This is a genomic window from Kitasatospora sp. NPDC127121 (assembly GCF_042677305.1).
Lineage (GTDB): Bacteria > Actinomycetota > Actinomycetes > Streptomycetales > Streptomycetaceae > Kitasatospora.
Window position 1 is genome coordinate 1 of the sequence record NZ_JBHXTQ010000035.1, and the last position, 17,009, is coordinate 17,009.

Consider the following 17,009-nt stretch of genomic DNA (forward strand, 5'->3'; position numbering starts at 1 on the left):
GCGAGAGAAGTCTCGCGAGCCGGGCCGGCCTGGGCGTGTCCCGCGCCCATGTCCACTGCTGCGGCGATCACCCGGTCGAGCGGTCACCCGACATGACCATCCCGGGCGGTCGATTCGCCCCGTAGCAGCGGTGGTTCCTCATCCGGCACATCCGGCACATCCGGCACTGGTCAGAGCGCGACGCCGTGGGCCCGCAGGTAGGCGACCGGGTTGATGTCCGAGCCGTACTCCGAGCCGTTGCGGATCTCGAAGTGCAGGTGCGGGCCGGTCACGTTGCCGGTCGCACCGGAGAGGCCGATCTGCTGTCCGGCCTTGACGGCCTGACCGATCTTCACACCGATCGAGGAGAGGTGCGCGTACTCGGCGAAGTGGCCGTCGGCGAGCTTGATCTCGACCTCGTTGCCGTAGGCGCCGCCGTTGCCGGCCTTCACCACGACACCGTTGCCGACGGCGCGCAGCGGGGTGCCGGTGGAGGCGACGAAGTCCTGGCCGGTGTGGTGGCCGGAGGCCCACATCGAGCCGGCCACGCCGTAGGCGGTGCCCAGCTTCGGGCTGGCCAGCGGGGCGACGAAGGCGGAGGCGGCGGCGACCGGCACGGCGGTGACCGCGGTGGTCGGCGCGGCGGTCTGCAGCTGGGTCTGGAGCTGGGCGGACGGCTTGGCCGCCTCGGTCCGGACCTCCAGCTGGGCCTGCGGCTTGGCGGCGGTGGTGGCCGGCGCGGCGTCCTGGGCGGACGGCTGGGCGGGCTTCGCCGGGGCGGCGGGCTTGGCCGGGGCGGCCTGGCCGGCGATCACGAGCTGCTGACCGGGGAAGATCAGGTCCGGGTTGCCGCCGACGACCTCGCGGTTGTGGTCGTACAGCGCCTGCCAGCCGCCGTCGACGTGCTGGGCGTCGGCGATCCGGGACAGGGTGTCGCCGCTGACGACGCGGTAGCTCTCCTGCGACGGGGCCTGGGCCTGGTCGGCGGGAGCCGCGGCCGGGGCGGCGGTGACGGCGGCGGCCGGCGCGGGGTAGGCCTGGGCGCTCATCGCGGTGACGAGCGGCAGTGCGAAGGAGACACCGGTGACGGCGGTGGCGATCCCGATGCGGGCGGCGCGGGGCAGGGCGATACGACGAGCCTGTGCAGGCATGGAATTTTCCTCTCCGACGCCTGCGAGGTGAGCTGTCGGGTTCGGGCTGGAGTTGCCCGGCCGCACATGCGGCTTCACCCCTAGCCGGCCCTGGATCCGGGTACGCGAAAGCGTGCCGTTTCCGGTCCGGCGACTTACCTGTGGGTCCCCCGCTCCTGCCGTACAGAGTTCGGTGCGAGCCACCGGGCAGCGGCAGGATTCGGCGTTCCACCCGGTGGATCCGTCCGGACTGGCCGGGCGGTCGCTGAACTAAAACCCATCCGTTCGGGTGAAGCAATGTCGATCACTTGAACCGGCAACAACCCCCCGAGCTGCGGTGACCCTCCGAATGATCGGCTGCACCGTACGTGCACAATCCATTCACCCGGCGCCACTGATCCACGACGCTGCGCCGATTCCGCCACCGCTGCGCACCCACCCGCTCACGCACCGCGCACCCACCGACACACCCCCCGGTGACCCTTGTCACGTACGCCCCACGGGCGCAGGATCGGCCCGTGGCCACCTCCGAAGCAGGAACACTGCGCCTGGGCACCTCGCGGGGACGCTGGGTCCTCCTCGCGACGGTGCTCGGCTCCAGCATGGCGATGCTCGACGGCACCGTGGTGAACGTCGCGCTGCCCCGCATCGGCACCGATCTCGGCGCCTCCCTCGCGTCCCTGCAGTGGACGCTCAACGCCTATCTGCTCACCCTGGCCGGACTGATCCTGCTCGGCGGCGCGCTCGGCGACCGGTACGGCCGGCGCCGGGTCTTCCTGATCGGCGTGCTCTGGTTCGCCGCCGCCTCCGCGGCCTGCGCCGCCGCCCCCACCATCCACGTGCTGATCGCCGCCCGCGCCGTCCAGGGCATCGGCGGGGCGCTGCTCACCCCCGGTTCGCTCGCCATACTGCAAGCCGTCTTCCACCCGGACGACCGCTCGGCGGCGGTCGGCCTGTGGTCGGGCCTCGGCGGGGTGTCGGCCGCGGTCGGCCCCTTCCTCGGCGGCTGGCTGGTGGACGGCCCCGGCTGGCGGTGGATCTTCCTGCTGAACCTGCCGCTCGCGGCCGCCGTGGTCGCGGTCACCTCCCGGTTCGTCCCCGAGAGCCGGAACGAGAGCGCCGTCGGCCGCTTCGACGTGCTCGGCGCGCTGCTCGCCGCGCTCGCCCTCGGCGCGATCACCTACGCGCTGACCGCCGCCGGAGAGGGCCTGTCCCCCGCGGTCTGGCTCACCGGCGCGATCGGCCTGCTGCTCGGCGCGGCCTTCATCGCGGTCGAGCGCCGCGCCGCCGAGCCGATGCTGCCGCTCGGCCTCTTCTCCTCCCGGCTGTTCACCGCCGTCAACCTGGTCACCCTCTGCGTCTACGCGGCGTTCAGCGGGGTGTTCTTCCTGCTGGTGGTGCAGTTGCAGATCGTCTCCGGCTTCTCCCCGCTGGTCTCCGGCCTCGCCCTGGTCCCGATCACCGTGCTGATGCTGACCCTGTCGGCGCGCGCCGGGCGGCTGGGCAAGCGGATCGGCCCCCGGATCCCGCTCACCGTCGGTCCGCTGCTGTGCGCCGCCGGGGTGCTGCTGATGCTGCGCATCGGCCCCGGCTCCTCCTACTGGGCGGACGTGCTGCCCGCCGTCACGGTGCTGGGCTGCGGGATGACCCTGCTGGTCGCGCCGCTGACGGCGACGGTGCTGGCCGCCGTCGAGGTCCGGCACGCGGGCATCGCCAGCGGCGTCAACAACGCCGCCGCCCGCGCGGCCGGGCTGCTCGCGGTCGCCGCGCTGCCCTCGCTCGCCGGGCTGAGCGGCGACGCCTACCGGGTGCCGTCCGCCGTGGACTCCGCCTTCCGCACCGCGATGCTGATCTGCGCCGGGCTGCTGGTCACCGGCGGGCTGACGGCCTTCGCCACCGTCCGCGGCAACGTGCTCGCGCCGGTGGACCGCCCGGTGGCCGAGCCGGACTGCGAGTGGGCCTGCGGCACCACCCCGCCGCTCGACCCGGGCCACGTCCACACGGACGAGGGCCCCGCCACCGGATCGGCGGCAGGGCCCTCAGCCAGCTGACGAATCGTCAGGAAGTACTGCCCGTCAGAGAATGTCGGCCGGCGCGTACTTGGCGGCCTCCGGGTAGGCGGCGGCGACGGCCTCCACCTGGCGGACCACCTCGGCGACCTGGGCGCCGGCCGCACCGGTGAAGGAGAGCCGGTCGGCCAGCAGCGCGTCCAGCCCGGCCCGGTCCAGCGGGATCCGCTCGTCGGCGGCCAGCCGGTCCAGCAGCTCGTTCTCGCGGCCACCCGCACGCATCGCCAGCGCGGAGGCGACGGCGTGCTCCTTGATGACCTCGTGCCCGGTCTCCCGGCCGACGCCCGCACGCACCGCGCCCATCAGCACCTTGGTGGTGGCGAGGAACGGCAGGTAGCGGTCCAGCTCGGCCTCGATCACGGCGGGGAAGGCGCCGAACTCGTCGAGGACGGTCAGGAAGGTCTCCAGCAGGCCGTCGAAGGCGAAGAAGGCGTCCGGCAGCGCGACCCGGCGCACCACCGAGCAGGAGACGTCACCCTCGTTCCACTGGTCGCCGGCCAGCTCGCCGGTCATCGAGGCGTAGCCGCGCAGGATGACGGCCAGGCCGTTGACGCGCTCGCAGGAGCGGGTGTTCATCTTGTGCGGCATCGCCGAGGAGCCGACCTGGCCCTCCTTGAAGCCCTCCGTGACCAGCTCGTGGCCGGCCATCAGACGGATGGTCTTGGCCAGGCTGGACGGCGCGGCGGCCAGCTGGACGAGGGCGGTGAGCACCTCGAAGTCCAGCGAGCGCGGGTAGACCTGGCCGACGCTGATAAACACGTTGTCGAAGCCGAGGTGCCCGGCGACCCGGCGCTCCAGCTCGGCGAGCTTGTCGGTGTCGCCACCGAGCAGGTCCAGCATGTCCTGGGCGGTGCCGACCGGGCCCTTGATCCCGCGCAGCGGGTAGCGGGCGATCAGCTCCTCCAGGCGGCGGAAGGCGACCAGCAGCTCGTCGGTGATCGACGCGAAGCGCTTGCCCAGGGTGGTGGCCTGCGCGGCCACGTTGTGCGAGCGGCCGGCCATGACCAGCTCGGAGTGCTGGGCGGCCAGGCGGGCCAGCCGGACCAGCACGGCCACCGTACGGTCGCGCACGTGCTCCAGCGACTGGCGGATCTGCAGCTGCTCGACGTTCTCGGTCAGATCCCGGGAGGTCATGCCCTTGTGGATCTGCTCGTGGCCGGCGAGTTCGCTGAACTCCTCGATCCGGGCCTTCACGTCGTGGCGGGTGACCCGCTCACGGGCGGCGATCGAGCCGAGGTCGACCTGGTCGATCACCCGCTCGTAGTCGGCGACGGCGTTCGCCGGTACCTCGACACCGAGGTCCTGCTGGGCCTTCAGGACGGCGAGCCACAGGTGGCGCTCAAGGACCACCTTGTGCTCGGGGGACCACAGCTGGGCCAGGGTCGCCGAGGCGTACCGGGAGGCCAGGACATTGGGGATCTGGGGCTTCGCGCTCACGCTTCGCAAGCCTAACAGCCGAGGTCAGCCGGAACGTCGGCGCATCGGGCGGCTCCGGCCCGGGCCGGAGCGGACGGCTCCGACCGGGCCCGCCCGGCGGCTCCCGCCGGGCGCGGCGCGGTCCGTTACCGGGCGGCTCACTGCGCGGCTTACTGCCCGGCGCCGGCCCGGCCGGCCAGCACCGGCAGGACCTGCCCGCAGATCGAGTGCAGCGCGATCCGCTGCTCGTCGGTCATCGCCTCGAACGCCTGGTGGGTGCGGGCCATCTCACCGCGGATGCGGTTCAGGATCTCCCGGCCCTCGTCCGTGATCACGACGATCTTCACCCGGCGGTCGCCGGCGGCGGCCTCCCGGTGGGCCAGGCGCAGAGTCTCCAGCCGGTCCACGATCCCGGTGACGTTGGAGGCGTCGCAGCCCAGCCGTCCGGCCAGCGCCCGCATCGGCACCGGCTCCTGCACCGCGCCGAGCGCCTTGGCCTGCGAGGAGGAGAGCCCGTGCCGGGCCGCGGCCGCCGCGAAGTCCTGGAAATACGCGGCGCCGACGGCGGCCAACGCCTCCATCAACTCGGCGTTGGTCGGTACGGTCGTCGTCGCTGTCGAACCCATGGGGTCAGCGTACGGCCGAGTGCTTCAGCAACTCAAGCTTTGACCACGGCAACCGTCGACGGCTTGACCAGAACTGCAGCACCGGCCGGTCGACAGAGCCTCCGGCCGGTCGACAGAGCTTAGAGCACCAGCTGATCGAACAGGTGCCGCAGCTCCGGCTCCGGGTCCGCGGTCAGCCCGGTGTGCACCGGCCCCGGCTGGACGATCGCGCTGCGCGGAGCGGTCAGCCAGCGGAACCGCTGCCCCGGGCTGTCCCCCGCCGCCGGACCGGCCTGCGGGCCCCCGGCGCACACCGCCTCGATCCCGTGCAGCGCCCGCCGCACCCCGTGCACGTCCGCCACCGGGTCGAGCGCCAGCAGCCGGGCCTGGTCCAGGTGCGTGCGCGCGGCCAGATACCCGTTCTGCCGGCAGTACAGCAGCACCCCGACGTTGACGCACTCGCCGCGCTCCACCCGCGGCACCGCGCGGATCACGGCGTACTCGTAGTCGTGCAGTTCGACGGCGGCCGGCAGCGCGGGCGTCCTCGGCTCGGTCATGCGGGCACCTCCGGCAGCCAGTCGCGCTGACCGGCCAGCCGGCCGGTCAGCTGGGCGCGGTACGCGGCGCGCACCGCCTCGGGCGAGTCGAAGCCTGGCTCGTCCAGCAGCCAGACCTCCGGGATCCTCGCCACCGCGCCCTCGATCGCGGCCTCCGCGAGCGGCGCGAGCGCCTTGTCCGCGGCCGTCAGGTCCGGCCGGGCCCGCAGCAGCGCGTGGTCGGAGGCGTCGTACGGGCGGCGCACCCAGGCGGCGGCGCCCGCCCAGTGGTGGTGGAAGATCAGGCTCGCGCCGTGGTCGATCAGCCGCAGCCCGCCGGTCGCCACCAGCAGGTTGGGGTTGCGCCAGGAGCGGTCGACGTTGCCGATCAGCGCGTCGAACCAGAGCACCTGGCCGGCCAGCTCCGGATCCACCTCGAAGCAGAGCGGGTCGAAGTTGAGCGCGCCGCTGACGAAGGCCATCCCGAGGTTGGTCCCGCCACTGGCCCGCATCTGGTCCTGGACCTGCTGGTCCGGCTCGCTGCGGGCCAGCACCGGATCCAGGTCGACCGTCACCAGCTCCGGCACCGGCAGCCCGAGCTGCCGGCCCAACTCCCCGGCCAGCACCTCCGCCACCAACGCCTTCCGGCCCTGCGCCGCGCCGACCCATTTCAGCGCGTACAGCCGCCGGTCGTCGGCCTCGACCAGGCCCGGCATCGAGCCGCCTTCTCGCAGTGGCGTCACATAACGGACCGCCGTCACCTCGGGGAGCACGCCCCACAGCCTATCGGTGCCGACCCGTCACCTCCTCCCCTCCGTACGCCCCCCGTCCCACCCCTCCACCATCCGCCCCACCCCGGTGGCAGCCCCCGCTGCTCCGTGCGAGTGTGGCGGACAGCAATGGGGACCTTCGCGGTTACGACCTGCACGGCAAAGGGATGAGCGATGGAACGACCTCGGATCCTGATCGTGGGCGGTGGCTTCGCCGGCCTGGAGTGCGCCCGCCGACTCGAACGCAAGCTCGCGCCGTCGGAGGCCGAGATCTCGCTGGTCACACCGTTCAGCTACCAGCTCTACCTGCCCCTGCTGCCGCACGTCGCGGCCGGCGTGCTGACCCCGCAGTCGGTCGCGGTCTCCCTGCGCCGCACGCTGCGCCGCACCCACATCGTTCCGGGCGGCGCGATCGGCGTGGACCCGGCCTCCAAGGTGTGCGTGGTCCGCAAGATCACCGACGAGGTGGTGGCGCAGAAGTACGACTACCTGGTCCTCGCCCCCGGCAGCGTCACCCGCACCTTCGACATCCCCGGCCTGACCGACTACGCCCGCGGGATGAAGACGCTCGCCGAGGCGGCCTACGTCCGCGACCACGTGATCGCCCAACTCGACCTCGCCTCGGCCACCTTGGACCAGCGGGAACGCGAGTCCCGGCTCCAGTTCGTGGTCGTCGGCGGCGGCTACGCGGGCACCGAGACGGCCGCCTGCCTGCAGCGTCTGACCACCGCCGCGTCCCACCGCTATCCGCGCCTGGACACCCGGCAGATCAAGTGGCACCTGATCGACATCGCCCCGAAGCTGATGCCGGAGCTGGGCGACGCGCTGGGCCTGGCCGCTCTGGAGGTGCTGCGCGGCCGCGGCATCGAGGTGTCGCTGGGCGTCTCGGTGGCCGAAGTCGGCGCCGAGTCGGTCAAGTTCACCGACGGCAGGGTGCTGCCCTGCCGCACGCTGATCTGGACCGCCGGGGTGGCCGCGAGCCCGCTGATCGGCACGCTGGACGCGGAGACGGTCCGCGGCCGGCTCGCGGTGACGGCGGAGATGCGGGTGCCGCAGTTCGAGAGCGTGTTCGCGCTGGGCGACGCGGCCGCCGTGCCGGACCTCGCCAAGGGCGACGGCGCGGTCTGCCCGCCGACCGCCCAGCACTCCGCCCGGCAGGGCCGCGTGGTGGCCGACAACGTGATCGCCGCGCTCCGCGACCAGCCTCTGGAGCCCTACTACCACAAGGACTTGGGCCTGGTGGTCGACCTGGGCGGCAAGGACGCGGTGTCCAAGCCGCTCGGCGTGGAGCTGCACGGGGTGCCGGCCCAACTGGTGGCCCGCGGCTACCACCTGATGGCGATGCGCACCAACGCGGCCAAGTTCCGGGTGAGCGCCAACTGGCTGCTCAACGCGACCGCCGGGGACGACTTCGTCCGGACCGGCTTCCTCGCCCGGCAGCCCGCCCGGATGCGCGATTTCGAGTACACCGACGCCTACTTGACGAAGGACCAGGTCCGGGCGCACGCCCAGGCCCTGCTCGCCAAGGGCTGAGCCACCCGGCGCCCGCCTCCGGAACCGATCCGGAGAACGGGCGCCGAGCGCCACAACGTCACAGCGTCACCGCGCCGCCAGGTACATCCCGCCCGCGTCCTGCCCCGCCGTGTTGCGGCACGCGTAGTCGCCGCTGCTCTGCCCCCACAGCAGGGTCAGGCAGCGCCCGAGCGCCTGCTGCCCGTAGTAGTTGGGGTGCATCGACTCCTGCAGCACGCCCTGCGTGGAGTTGAGGCCGCCGTCCAGGAAGCGTGCCCATTCGCTGGTGGTCGCGGACGGTCCGGCGGTGGCGGTCGGCTGCCGGGTGGCCGTCGAGCAGACCTCACGGCCCTGCAGCATGTCGGAGAGGTCGAGGAACTGGGCGCCCTTGGACGCCGCGACCCCGGCCAGCGACTTGGAGATCTGCGGCACCATCGAGTCGCGCGCCCAGTCGGCGTCACCGTCCCAGAACGGGCAGCCACCGGTGTTCGAGCGGGTCCAGCCGCTCTCCGGGTAGCGCATCTCGGCGCTGCGCGGGATCGGCGAGGGGTAGGACTGCAGGACGAGGCGGTAGTCCCCCTGCGCGTAGCCGGCGCCGGCCATCACCGCGCGGATCTCGTCGATCGCCTTGCCGACCCCGGCCATCGCCGTGGGCATCTTCGAGTCGATCGAGGACTGCGCGGAGTCGTGGCAGTAGGAGTACCAGATGAGGTAGTCCTGGACGCAGTTGGAGATGATGCCGCCGAAGCCGAGGTCGTTGCCGCCGATCGACAGCGTGATCAGCTTGACGTTGTTCTGCCGTGCCACGGTGGCGAGTTGGTCGGCCTGCGGGGCCTCGCCCTTGAGCGTCTGGCCGCCGTTGGCGGCGCGGAAGATGTTCGCGGTGACGGCGCCGGAGCAGGCCAGGTTGATCTCGTTCTGCGCGCCGGTGGAGGCGCTGAGCACCTCGGCGACGTCGGAGCGGTCGCAGCCGCTCGCGGCCGTGGGGCCGTAGATCCGGGAGGCGTCGGCGGAACTGCCGTTCCAGGCGCGGTCGGTACCGGCCCGGCTGCCGCTGGTGCCGGCGGCGTTGCCCATCCAGCGGCCGGCCTCGCCGGAGATGTAGCTGTCGCCGAGCGTGACGCTGGCGGTGGGGCCGCCCGGTGCGGCGAGGGGTATGGAGGAGGCCGCGGCGGCCGGCGCGGCGGCGGCGAGGCCGCCGGCCATCAGACCGCCGGCGGCCAGCGGGAGGGCGAGGGCCGCGGTGAGCAGCCGTCGGCGGAGTCGAGGGGCGCTGCGGGTGATGCTCGAACTGTTTTCGGGCACGGCGGAACTCCTGCGGCTCGGTCTTCCCGTGCGGTGGGGACGGGAAGACGCCTAGGTGAGGGTGGGCCGCCGGCCGGTGGCGCGATGAACATGACATGCCCGCACTGGTTACCGCTAGGTATCTGCACCAGGTTTCCCGCTTTGTTACCGCCGGGTTCAGACCAGCGGAGCACCGGGTTCAGACCGGCGGAGCGCACGGGTCGAACCGGACCGGCGGAGCCCGGTTCACACCAGCCGCGAGCCGGCCCCGCCCGCCCCCAGCACGGCCGCCAGGTCCTCGGCCAGCCGCTGCGCGTCCGCCGGTTCCAGCTGGGCCACGGTGAGCCGCAGCCCGGGCGGGGACTGGATGCGGTAGCGCGCGCCGGGCGCCGCGACCCAGCCGCGCTGCACCAGCGCCACCAGCACGGAGGTCTCGTCCGGCACCGGCACCCAGACGTTCAGTCCGCTCTCGCCGTGCGCCTCGATGCCGCGCGCGGCGAGTTCGCCGAGCAGCGCGTCCCGGCGGGCCCGGTAGACGCCGGCCACCCGGGCGACCGGCACCGCGTCGGTGCGCCACAGCTCGGCGACGGCCCGCTGGAGCAGGTGGCTGACCCAGCCTGCGCCGAGGCGCAGCCGCCCGGTCACCCGTCCGATGGTGTCCTCGTCGCCGACGGCCACCGAGAGCCGCAGGTCCGGGCCGTACGCCTTGGCCGCCGAGCGCACCACGGCCCAGTGCCGCGCGCCGGCACCCACCAGCGAGTGGTACGGCTGGTCGACCATGCCGTGCCCGTGGTCGTCCTCGATCAGCAGCACGCCGGGGTGCTCGGCCAGGACGGCCCGCAGCTCCTCGGCCCGGCGGGCGGTGACCGCGGCGCCGGTCGGGTTCTGCGCCCGGCTGGTGACCACCACCGCGCGGGCGCCCTCGGCCAGCGCGACGGCGAGCGAGTCGGGCAGCGGACCCTCGTCATCCAGCCGGACGGGCGCGGGCCGCAGGCCGAGCGCGGGCAGCAGGTCGAGCAGGCTGCCCCAGCCCGGGTCCTCGACGGCGACGGCGTCGCCGGGGCGCAGCCGGGTGGCGAGGATGCGCTCGATGGTGTCGAGCGAGCCGGAGGCGACGGCGATCGGGCCGCCGGGCAGGCCGTCGGTCTCGAAGGAGGCGCGGGCGAGCGCGAGCAGCCCGGGGTCGATGGCCGGGTGCCCGTACAGGACGGGCTCGGCGTGGGCGGCCTCGGCGGCGGCCGCGAGGACCGGGGCGAGGTCGGGCAGCAGCGCCGGGTCGGGGTTGCCGGCGGACAGGTCGCGGGCGTGCGGGGGGACGGGGACGCGGATCTGGTCGCGCGGGGTGAGCGCGGGCCTGGGGAGGATCCGGCTGCCCTTGCGGCCGGCGGTCTCGATCACCCCGCGGTCGCGGAGCAGCCGGTAGGCGGCGGCGACGGTGTTGGGGTTGACGCCGAGTTCGGCGGCGAGGTCGCGCAGCGGGGGCAGCGCGGTTCCGGGGGCGAGGCGTCCGGTGCTCACGCCCTGTTCGATGTGGGACGCGATTTCGCTGGCGCGTCGCCCTTTCAGCGGATAGTCTCCTAGCACAAAGTAAATTATGCACTAGTACATAGAGGTTGTCATGTCGGCCCCTTCAGAAGGCTCCGCCAGCTACTCCCGCACCCCCCGCACCACCCCCACCCGCTACAAGGACCGCGCCACCTGGGAGCAGGAGGCGATCCACGACATCCTCGACCACGCGTACATCTGCCACCTCGGCTTCGTCGCCGACGGCGCCCCCGTCGTCCTGCCGACCATCTACGCCCGCGTCGGCGGCCGACTGTACGTCCACGGCTCCACCGGCAGCCGTCCGCTGCGCAACGCCTCCGCCGACCAGGGCCTGCCGGTCTGCCTCACCGTCACCCTGGTCGACGCGCTGGTGCTGACCAAGTCCGCGTTCAACCACTCGGTCAACTTCCGCTCGGTCGTCGCCCACGGCACCGCCCACCAGGTCACCGACCCCGAGGAGCTGGACGTCGCGCTGGCCGCGCTGGTCGACCACGCGATCCCCGGCCGCTCCGCCGACGTCCGCCCGGCCAACGCCAAGGAACTCGCCGCCACCGCCGTCCTGCGGCTCGACCTGGACGAGGTCTCGGCCAAGACCCGCGACGACGGCGCCGACGACGACCCGGAGGACCTCGACCTGCCCCACTGGTCCGGCCTGATCCCGGTCACCACCGTGCACGGCACCCCCGAGCCCGCCGACTCCACCACCGTCCCGCTGCCCGCGCACCTGCGCGGCTACCCCCGCTGACGGAGGGCCCGCCGATGCTGATCAGATCCTGGGACCGCGGCGACGAACAGGAGTGGCGCGCCTGGCTGGCCGAGGGCCGCGACTTCGGCCTGCTCGCCGCCAACGGCGGACCGGGCGAGGGCCCGGTGCTCGTCCCGACGCACTTCCTGCTGGACGCCGAGCGCGGCGAGATCCTGCTCCACCTCGCCACGCCCAACCCGCTGCTGGCCGCCGTCCGGGCCGACCCGCAGGTCACCCTCGCGGTCACCGACGGCTACGCCTTCGCGCCCGGCCACTGGCGCGGCGAGCCGGGCACGCCCACCAGCTACTACGCCTCCGTCCACTTCCACTGCACCGCCGAGCTCGTCGAGTCCGCGGCGGGCAAGGCGGAGATCCTCAACCGCCAGCTGGCGCACTTCCAGCCGGAGACGCCGGACACCCGGGTGGTGCCCGGTGAGGGCGAGTTCTCCCGGCTGCTGCCCGGCCTGCGCGGGCTCCGCCTGACGGTCCGCGAGGTGCGCGCCAAGTTCAAGTACGACGACAAGAAGCCGGCCGACGCCCAGCACGCGATCGCCGACCGGCTGGCCGAGCGCGAGGCCGGCCGCGCGAACGCCCCGCACCCCCGGCGCGACCAGGACGCCGCCGCCCGCGCCCAACTGCTGCGCCGGCACCAGCGGCGCGTCGGCTGACCGGGGCGCACCGACCGACCGGGGGCACGTCAACTGGCCCGGCAGGCGCACCGGCTGGCCCGGGGGCGCGTCCGACCGTTCACGCTCCCGGCGCGAATGGCCCATCGCGCCCCTGGTGACTGACCCCGGATCACCCGATCGGCCCCCAATTCGAGCAGGGCGGCCCCGCCGCTGCTCGAATGTGAGACGAGCCCTGCCCACTCGGCCGTCAGAGCGGGCCCGTCCACCTCGGGGAGCGCGCTTGTCCACACTCAACAGCCACCGGGCGGGCGAGGCCCATCTCGGGCACGTCATCTTCATCTCCGCCGCCGCCGCGATGGGCGGGTTCCTGTTCGGCTACGACAGCGCGGTGATCAACGGTGCGGTGACGGGCATCCAGAAGCACTTCGCCGTGGGCAACGGCGAAACGGCCTTCGTGGTGGCCATCGCGCTGCTCGGCTCGGCGGCCGGCGCGGTGGCCGCCGGCCGGCTCGCCGACCACCTCGGCCGGGTCCGCACCATGCTGCTGGCCGCCACCCTGTTCGCGATCAGCGGCATCGGCTCGATGTTCCCGCCGAGCATCCAGGTGCTGGCCACCTGGCGCGTGGTCGGCGGCATCGCGATCGGCATCGCCTCGGTGATCGCGCCGACCTACATCGCCGAGGTCGCGCCGACCGCCTACCGAGGCCGGCTCGCCTCCTTCCAGCAGATGGCGATCGTGCTCGGCATCACCGTCTCCCAGCTCGCCAACTGGGCGATCAACCAGGCCGCCGGCGGCGAGTCCACCGGCCACCTGGGCGGCATCCAGGCCTGGCAGTGGATGCTCGGCGTGGAGACCATCCCGGCCCTGGTGTACGGGCTGATGGCGCTCGCCATCCCGGAGTCGCCGCGCTACCTGATCGCCGACCACCGGGAGGACCAGGCCCGCAAGGTGCTGCGCGAGGTGGAGGGCGAGGACGTCGACCTGGACACCCGGGTCGCGGAGATCCGCGCGGTGCTGGAGTCCTCGCACAAGCCCCGGCTCAAGGACCTGCTCGGCGGGCGGTTCGGCCTGCTGCCGATCGTCTGGGTCGGCATCGGGGCCTCGGTGTTCCAGCAGTTCGTCGGCATCAACGTGATCTTCTACTACTCCTCCTTCCTCTGGCAGTCGGTCGGCATCAACGAGTCCAACTCGCTGCTGATCAGCCTCTCCACCTCGATCATCAACGTGATCGGCACGGTGATCGCGATGGCGCTGGTGGACCGGATCGGCCGCAAGCCGCTCGCCCTGGCCGGCTCGATCGGCATGGCGCTCGCGCTGGGCACCGCCGCCTGGGCGTTCTCGTACCGGCAGGGCACGGGGGACACCGCCACCCTCGACAACACCCACGCCACCGTCGCCCTGGTCGCGGCGCACGTCTTCGTGCTCTGCTTCGCCTTCTCCTGGGGCGTGGTGGTCTGGGTCCTGCTCGGCGAGATGTTCCCCAACCGGATCCGCGCGCTCGCGCTGTCCGTCGCCGCCTCGGCCCAGTGGATCGCCAACTGGGCGATCACCGTCAGCTTCCCCAACCTCGCCGACTGGAACCTGTCGGCGACGTACGTCATCTACGCGGCCTTCGCGCTGCTCTCCATCCCGTTCGTGGCCTTCTGTATCAAGGAGACCAAGGGCCGCGCCCTGGAGGAGATGGGCTGAGCCCGCCCCCGTCGAGTCCCCGCCGCATCCGGCCCGACCCCCCGCGAGGAACCCATGCCTGACCAGGGCGGCTCCCGGCAGAACGTCGCCTTCCCGAGCAACGGCCGTACCGCGCACGGGTACCTGGCCCGCCCGCCCCAGGGCGTCGGGCCGGGCCTGGTGGTGGTGCAGGAGTGGTGGGGCCTCACCCCGCACGTCGCGACGATGGCCGACCGCTTCGCCGCCGAGGGCTTCACCGTGCTGGCCCCCGACCTGTTCGGCGGCGCCACCACCCACGACCGCACCGAGGCGGCCCGGCTCACCCGCGAACTCCCGGTCGAGCGGGCCGTCGAGGACCTCTCCGGGGCCGTCGACCACCTGCTCGCCCTGGAGGGCGTGGTCGGCGACGCGGTCGGCGTGGTCGGCTTCTGCATGGGCGGCGGCTTCGCCCTGCTGCTGGCCGCCCGGGAGGGAGACCGGGTCGCCGCGGTGGTGCCCTTCTACGGCCTCCCGCCCGACCCGGACTTCGACTACCGGGGCCTGACCGCCCACGTCCTGGGGCACTTCGGCGAACTGGACGGCTCGATCCCGATGGCCGCCGTCGACGAGGCCGCGATCCGGATCGGCGAGGCCACCGACATCCGCCCCGAGATCCACTTCTACCCGGCCGGCCACGCCTTCATGAACGACGAGAACCCGCTCGGCACCTACGACCCGCTCCAGGCCGCGACCGCCTGGCGCCGCACCCTCACCTTCCTCTGGGGCCACCTGGGCTGAGCCCGTCCCAGCCGCGAAAACCCGATGGACAGCTGTACGAACCGCGGTCATAGTCTCCAGGTGCCGACCCGACCCCCGCGCCCCCGCCGCCTCGCCTGGGCGAGCCGTAACTTCCGCATCCAGACCGCCGCCACCGTGGTCAGCGGCCTCGGCAACGCCGGCGCCCCCATCGCCACCGCCTTCGCCGTGCTCGGCCACGGCGGCACCACGTCCGAGGTCGGCTACGTCACCGCCGCCCGGCTGCTGCCCACCGTCCTGCTCCTGGTGGTCGGCGGCGCCCTCGCCGACCGGATGCCCCGGCACCACCTCATGGTCGCCGCCAACCTGTTCAGCGGCCTGTCCCAGGTCGTCCTGGCGGCGCTGGTGCTGTCCGGGGACATCCGGCTCTGGCAGCTGATGCTGCTCTCCGCCGCCGGCGGCGCCGGGTACGCGCTCTACTCCCCCGCCTCCGGCGGCATGATGCTGCAGGCCGTCGCCCCGGAGCACGCCGCCCGGGCCTTCTCGGTTTTCCGGATGGGCCAGAACGCCTCCCAGATCGGCGGCGCCGCGCTCGGCGGCGCGCTCACCGCCGCCGTCGGCCCCGGCTGGGTGCTCGCCCTGGACGGCGCCTGCTTCCTGGTCGCCGCCTCGCTCCGGTTCTTCCTGGAGGCCGAGCAGGCGCCCGCCCCGCAGGGCCACAGCATGCTGCGCGATCTGCGGGAGGGCTGGCGGGAGTTCGCCTCCCGCCGCTGGCTCTGGGTGGTCGTGGCGCAGTTCTCCGTCCTGGTCGCCTGCATCGGCGCGGTCGAGTCGGTGTACGGGCCGACGGTCGCCAAGGAGCGCCTCGGCGGGGCGTCCGACTGGGGCCTGGCGATGGCCGCCTATGGCGTCGGGCTGGTGGTGACCGGCGTGCTGATGGCCCGCTGGCGGCCCCGCCGGATCCTGCTGGTCGGCAACTGGGGGGTGTTCCTGTTCGGCGTGCCCGCCCTGGCGCTGGCGGCGGAGGCGCCGCTGCCGCTGCTCGCCCTCGCGATGTTCCTGTCCGGGGTCGGCGTCACCGTCTTCGGCGTCAACTGGATGATCGCGCTCCAGCAGGAGATCCCCGAGGAGATGTTCTCCCGGGTCGCCGCGTACGACGAGCTCGGCTCCTTCTCGCTGTCCCCGATCGGCATCGCGCTGGCCGGCCCGGCGGCCACGGTGCTCGGCCTCTCGGGCGCGCTGTGGGCCTGCGCCGTCGTCTGCCTGGTGCTCAGCGCGGTCGTGCTGCTGGAGCCTCAGGTCCGCCGGCTGGCCCGCAGGAGCACCGCCGACGCACCGGTGGCCGCCGCCGAGCCGGTGGCCGCGCCGTGAGCGCCCCGTGCGCCCCGCGTGCGCCCGGCCGTACGCAACCACTGGTACGCCAGGTTCGTCCGACCAGGTAAGTCACACCACCGTCTCTGGGGGGCCACTGGTGCCGAAGCCGCTGTTGTTCCTGGACGTCGACGGGGTGCTCAACCCGGTCTGCCCGCACCCGGACGCCGGGTTCGACACTCACACCCTGCTCGGCTACTCGGTGCTCCTCTCCGCACGGCACGGCGCCTGGCTGCGCGAGCTGGCCGGCACCTACGAACTCGTGTGGGCCACCACCTGGAAGAACGCACCGAGCTTGCACCTTGTTCCCGACCTGCGGAAATGGGCTGAGGTGCAAGGGGCCACGGCGTGATCGCCGCACACGGTATCCAGCGTCAGGGAAGCCGTGTCCACTTCGGCAGCGGGATCGGTTCCCACGACGCGGGGGCGGCGGGGCGCAGGGCCGTGGACTCTTCCAGCGGTCGGACGGTGTAGCCGGACCTGAGCAACAGGTCGCGCAGCCACTTCGGGTCGCAGCCGTACATGGTGCCCAGGACCCTCACGCCGACCCCCGAGGCGTAGCGGTGGGCGATGGCCGGTAAAGCGGCGATCGCGAGTGCCCTGATCATGGCATGGCGGTCCTGCGTGGTGTTGGCCCACATGGTTGCTCCGTAAGGTGTTCGGCCTGACAGCCGTGGGCGAGTGCGAGCACGGCGGCGACGAACGGGCGACGCCAGCGGGGCGGTACTCCCAGCTGCGTGGCCATCTCGATCAGGTCGATGGCGTCTTCGGGTTCTTCGGGTAGGTGGTCGAACTCGGTGGGGTTGATCTTCAGTTGGTGGCTGACCCAGGCGAGGAACGTCGGGGTGGGGTTGCGTACCCCTGTCTCGACCCGCGAAATATGGGGCGGGGAGTACCCGGCCCCGGCCAGTTGTCGGGCCGTGATTCCCCGTTCCTCCCGGAGCTGGCGCAGTCTGCGCCCGAAGTCCGGCTGCTCAAGCATCTGCTTCTCCTGCCTGGCGGGCGCGGTCCGCG

General features: G+C 73.2%; 17 protein-coding genes and 1 riboswitch. Of the genes, 8 read left to right on the forward strand and 9 right to left on the reverse strand.

What is annotated here, in order from left to right; all coding sequences use genetic code 11:
• Window positions 1-170: 170 nt before the first annotated feature.
• Window positions 171-1,130, reverse strand: a complete 960-nt coding sequence (locus tag ACFVHI_RS18750) for a peptidoglycan DD-metalloendopeptidase family protein (RefSeq protein ID WP_380340672.1) — start codon at window positions 1,128-1,130, stop codon at window positions 171-173.
• A 2-nt stretch (window positions 1,131-1,132) separates the two neighbouring features.
• A riboswitch (cyclic di-AMP (ydaO/yuaA leader) is annotated at window positions 1,133-1,315 on the reverse strand.
• A 312-nt stretch (window positions 1,316-1,627) separates the two neighbouring features.
• On the opposite strand from ACFVHI_RS18750, the gene ACFVHI_RS18755 reads away from it, so the two are divergent.
• A complete protein-coding gene (locus ACFVHI_RS18755) occupies window positions 1,628-3,160 on the forward strand; it encodes an MFS transporter (RefSeq protein WP_380340675.1) in 1,533 nt (510 codons plus the stop codon).
• Window positions 3,161-3,184: 24 nt separating this feature from the next.
• On the opposite strand, the gene purB is transcribed toward ACFVHI_RS18755, so the two are convergent.
• From purB to ACFVHI_RS18775, 4 genes are all read right to left on the reverse strand, one after another.
• Window positions 3,185-4,615 carry an adenylosuccinate lyase gene (gene purB / locus ACFVHI_RS18760; RefSeq protein ID WP_063350222.1) on the reverse strand — a complete coding sequence of 477 codons (1,431 nt, stop codon included), beginning with the start codon at window positions 4,613-4,615 and terminating at the stop codon, window positions 3,185-3,187.
• Window positions 4,616-4,764: 149 nt separating this feature from the next.
• Window positions 4,765-5,220 carry a MarR family winged helix-turn-helix transcriptional regulator gene (locus tag ACFVHI_RS18765; RefSeq protein WP_380340679.1) on the reverse strand — a complete coding sequence of 152 codons (456 nt, stop codon included), beginning with the start codon at window positions 5,218-5,220 and terminating at the stop codon, window positions 4,765-4,767.
• Window positions 5,221-5,339: 119 nt separating this feature from the next.
• The gene (locus tag ACFVHI_RS18770) at window positions 5,340-5,756 is read right to left on the reverse strand and encodes a DUF3037 domain-containing protein (RefSeq protein WP_063350220.1); all 417 of its coding nucleotides are present in this window, start codon (window positions 5,754-5,756) and stop codon (window positions 5,340-5,342) included.
• Window positions 5,753-6,508 (reverse strand): HipA family kinase, encoded by a 756-nt coding sequence (locus tag ACFVHI_RS18775; protein ID WP_380340683.1) that lies wholly within the window; start codon window positions 6,506-6,508, stop codon window positions 5,753-5,755. Before ACFVHI_RS18775 ends, ACFVHI_RS18770 begins: the two co-directional genes overlap by 4 nt.
• Window positions 6,509-6,679: 171 nt before the next feature.
• Here ACFVHI_RS18775 and ACFVHI_RS18780 point away from each other — a divergent pair, with 171 nt between their 5' ends.
• Window positions 6,680-8,038 carry an NAD(P)/FAD-dependent oxidoreductase gene (locus tag ACFVHI_RS18780; RefSeq protein ID WP_063350218.1) on the forward strand — a complete coding sequence of 453 codons (1,359 nt, stop codon included), beginning with the start codon at window positions 6,680-6,682 and terminating at the stop codon, window positions 8,036-8,038.
• Between the two features lie 66 nt (window positions 8,039-8,104).
• Here ACFVHI_RS18780 and ACFVHI_RS18785 read toward each other — a convergent pair whose 3' ends face one another.
• Entirely contained in the window at window positions 8,105-9,322 is a 1,218-nt protein-coding gene (locus ACFVHI_RS18785) for a GDSL-type esterase/lipase family protein (protein ID WP_380340686.1), read from the reverse strand.
• A gap of 225 nt (window positions 9,323-9,547) precedes the next feature.
• Complete coding sequence (locus ACFVHI_RS18790; RefSeq protein WP_063350216.1) at window positions 9,548-10,885, reverse strand: aminotransferase class I/II-fold pyridoxal phosphate-dependent enzyme; 1,338 nt, start codon at window positions 10,883-10,885, stop codon at window positions 9,548-9,550.
• A 34-nt stretch (window positions 10,886-10,919) separates the two neighbouring features.
• On the opposite strand from ACFVHI_RS18790, the gene ACFVHI_RS18795 reads away from it, so the two are divergent.
• The 6 genes from ACFVHI_RS18795 (at window position 10,920) to ACFVHI_RS18820 (ending at window position 16,347) form a co-directional block, all read left to right on the forward strand.
• A complete protein-coding gene (locus tag ACFVHI_RS18795) occupies window positions 10,920-11,591 on the forward strand; it encodes a pyridoxamine 5'-phosphate oxidase family protein (protein ID WP_063350215.1) in 672 nt (223 codons plus the stop codon).
• Window positions 11,592-11,605: 14 nt separating this feature from the next.
• Window positions 11,606-12,259 (forward strand): FMN-binding negative transcriptional regulator, encoded by a 654-nt coding sequence (locus tag ACFVHI_RS18800; RefSeq protein WP_380340690.1) that lies wholly within the window; start codon window positions 11,606-11,608, stop codon window positions 12,257-12,259.
• Window positions 12,260-12,500: 241 nt separating this feature from the next.
• Window positions 12,501-13,910 carry a sugar porter family MFS transporter gene (locus tag ACFVHI_RS18805; protein ID WP_380340693.1) on the forward strand — a complete coding sequence of 470 codons (1,410 nt, stop codon included), beginning with the start codon at window positions 12,501-12,503 and terminating at the stop codon, window positions 13,908-13,910.
• A gap of 54 nt (window positions 13,911-13,964) precedes the next feature.
• Window positions 13,965-14,666 carry a dienelactone hydrolase family protein gene (locus ACFVHI_RS18810; RefSeq protein WP_380340696.1) on the forward strand — a complete coding sequence of 234 codons (702 nt, stop codon included), beginning with the start codon at window positions 13,965-13,967 and terminating at the stop codon, window positions 14,664-14,666.
• A 60-nt stretch (window positions 14,667-14,726) separates the two neighbouring features.
• Complete coding sequence (locus tag ACFVHI_RS18815) at window positions 14,727-15,995, forward strand: MFS transporter (RefSeq protein WP_063350211.1); 1,269 nt, start codon at window positions 14,727-14,729, stop codon at window positions 15,993-15,995.
• 100 nt (window positions 15,996-16,095) lie between these two features.
• Complete coding sequence (locus ACFVHI_RS18820) at window positions 16,096-16,347, forward strand: HAD domain-containing protein (RefSeq protein WP_380340700.1); 252 nt, start codon at window positions 16,096-16,098, stop codon at window positions 16,345-16,347.
• Window positions 16,348-16,369: 22 nt separating this feature from the next.
• Here the strand turns inward: ACFVHI_RS18820 and ACFVHI_RS18825 are convergent, their stop codons facing one another.
• Entirely contained in the window at window positions 16,370-16,603 is a 234-nt protein-coding gene (locus tag ACFVHI_RS18825) for a hypothetical protein (protein WP_380340703.1), read from the reverse strand.
• Window positions 16,600-16,977, reverse strand: coding sequence for a helix-turn-helix domain-containing protein (locus ACFVHI_RS18830; protein ID WP_380340706.1), 378 nt, complete (start codon window positions 16,975-16,977; stop codon window positions 16,600-16,602). Before ACFVHI_RS18830 ends, ACFVHI_RS18825 begins: the two co-directional genes overlap by 4 nt.
• Between the last annotated feature and the right edge of the window lie 32 nt (window positions 16,978-17,009).

Coding starts and splice junctions, on each gene's coding strand:
- ACFVHI_RS18750 (WP_380340672.1), bottom strand. CDS start 1,130: ATGCCTGCACAGGCTCGTCGTATCGCCCTGCCCCGCGCCGCCCGCATC.
- ACFVHI_RS18765 (WP_380340679.1), bottom strand. CDS start 5,220: ATGGGTTCGACAGCGACGACGACCGTACCGACCAACGCCGAGTTGATG.
- ACFVHI_RS18770 (WP_063350220.1), bottom strand. CDS start 5,756: ATGACCGAGCCGAGGACGCCCGCGCTGCCGGCCGCCGTCGAACTGCAC.
- ACFVHI_RS18780 (WP_063350218.1), top strand. CDS start 6,680: ATGGAACGACCTCGGATCCTGATCGTGGGCGGTGGCTTCGCCGGCCTG.
- ACFVHI_RS18795 (WP_063350215.1), top strand. CDS start 10,920: ATGTCGGCCCCTTCAGAAGGCTCCGCCAGCTACTCCCGCACCCCCCGC.
- ACFVHI_RS18800 (WP_380340690.1), top strand. CDS start 11,606: ATGCTGATCAGATCCTGGGACCGCGGCGACGAACAGGAGTGGCGCGCC.
- ACFVHI_RS18810 (WP_380340696.1), top strand. CDS start 13,965: ATGCCTGACCAGGGCGGCTCCCGGCAGAACGTCGCCTTCCCGAGCAAC.
- ACFVHI_RS18825 (WP_380340703.1), bottom strand. CDS start 16,603: ATGATCAGGGCACTCGCGATCGCCGCTTTACCGGCCATCGCCCACCGC.
- ACFVHI_RS18830 (WP_380340706.1), bottom strand. CDS start 16,977: ATGCTTGAGCAGCCGGACTTCGGGCGCAGACTGCGCCAGCTCCGGGAG.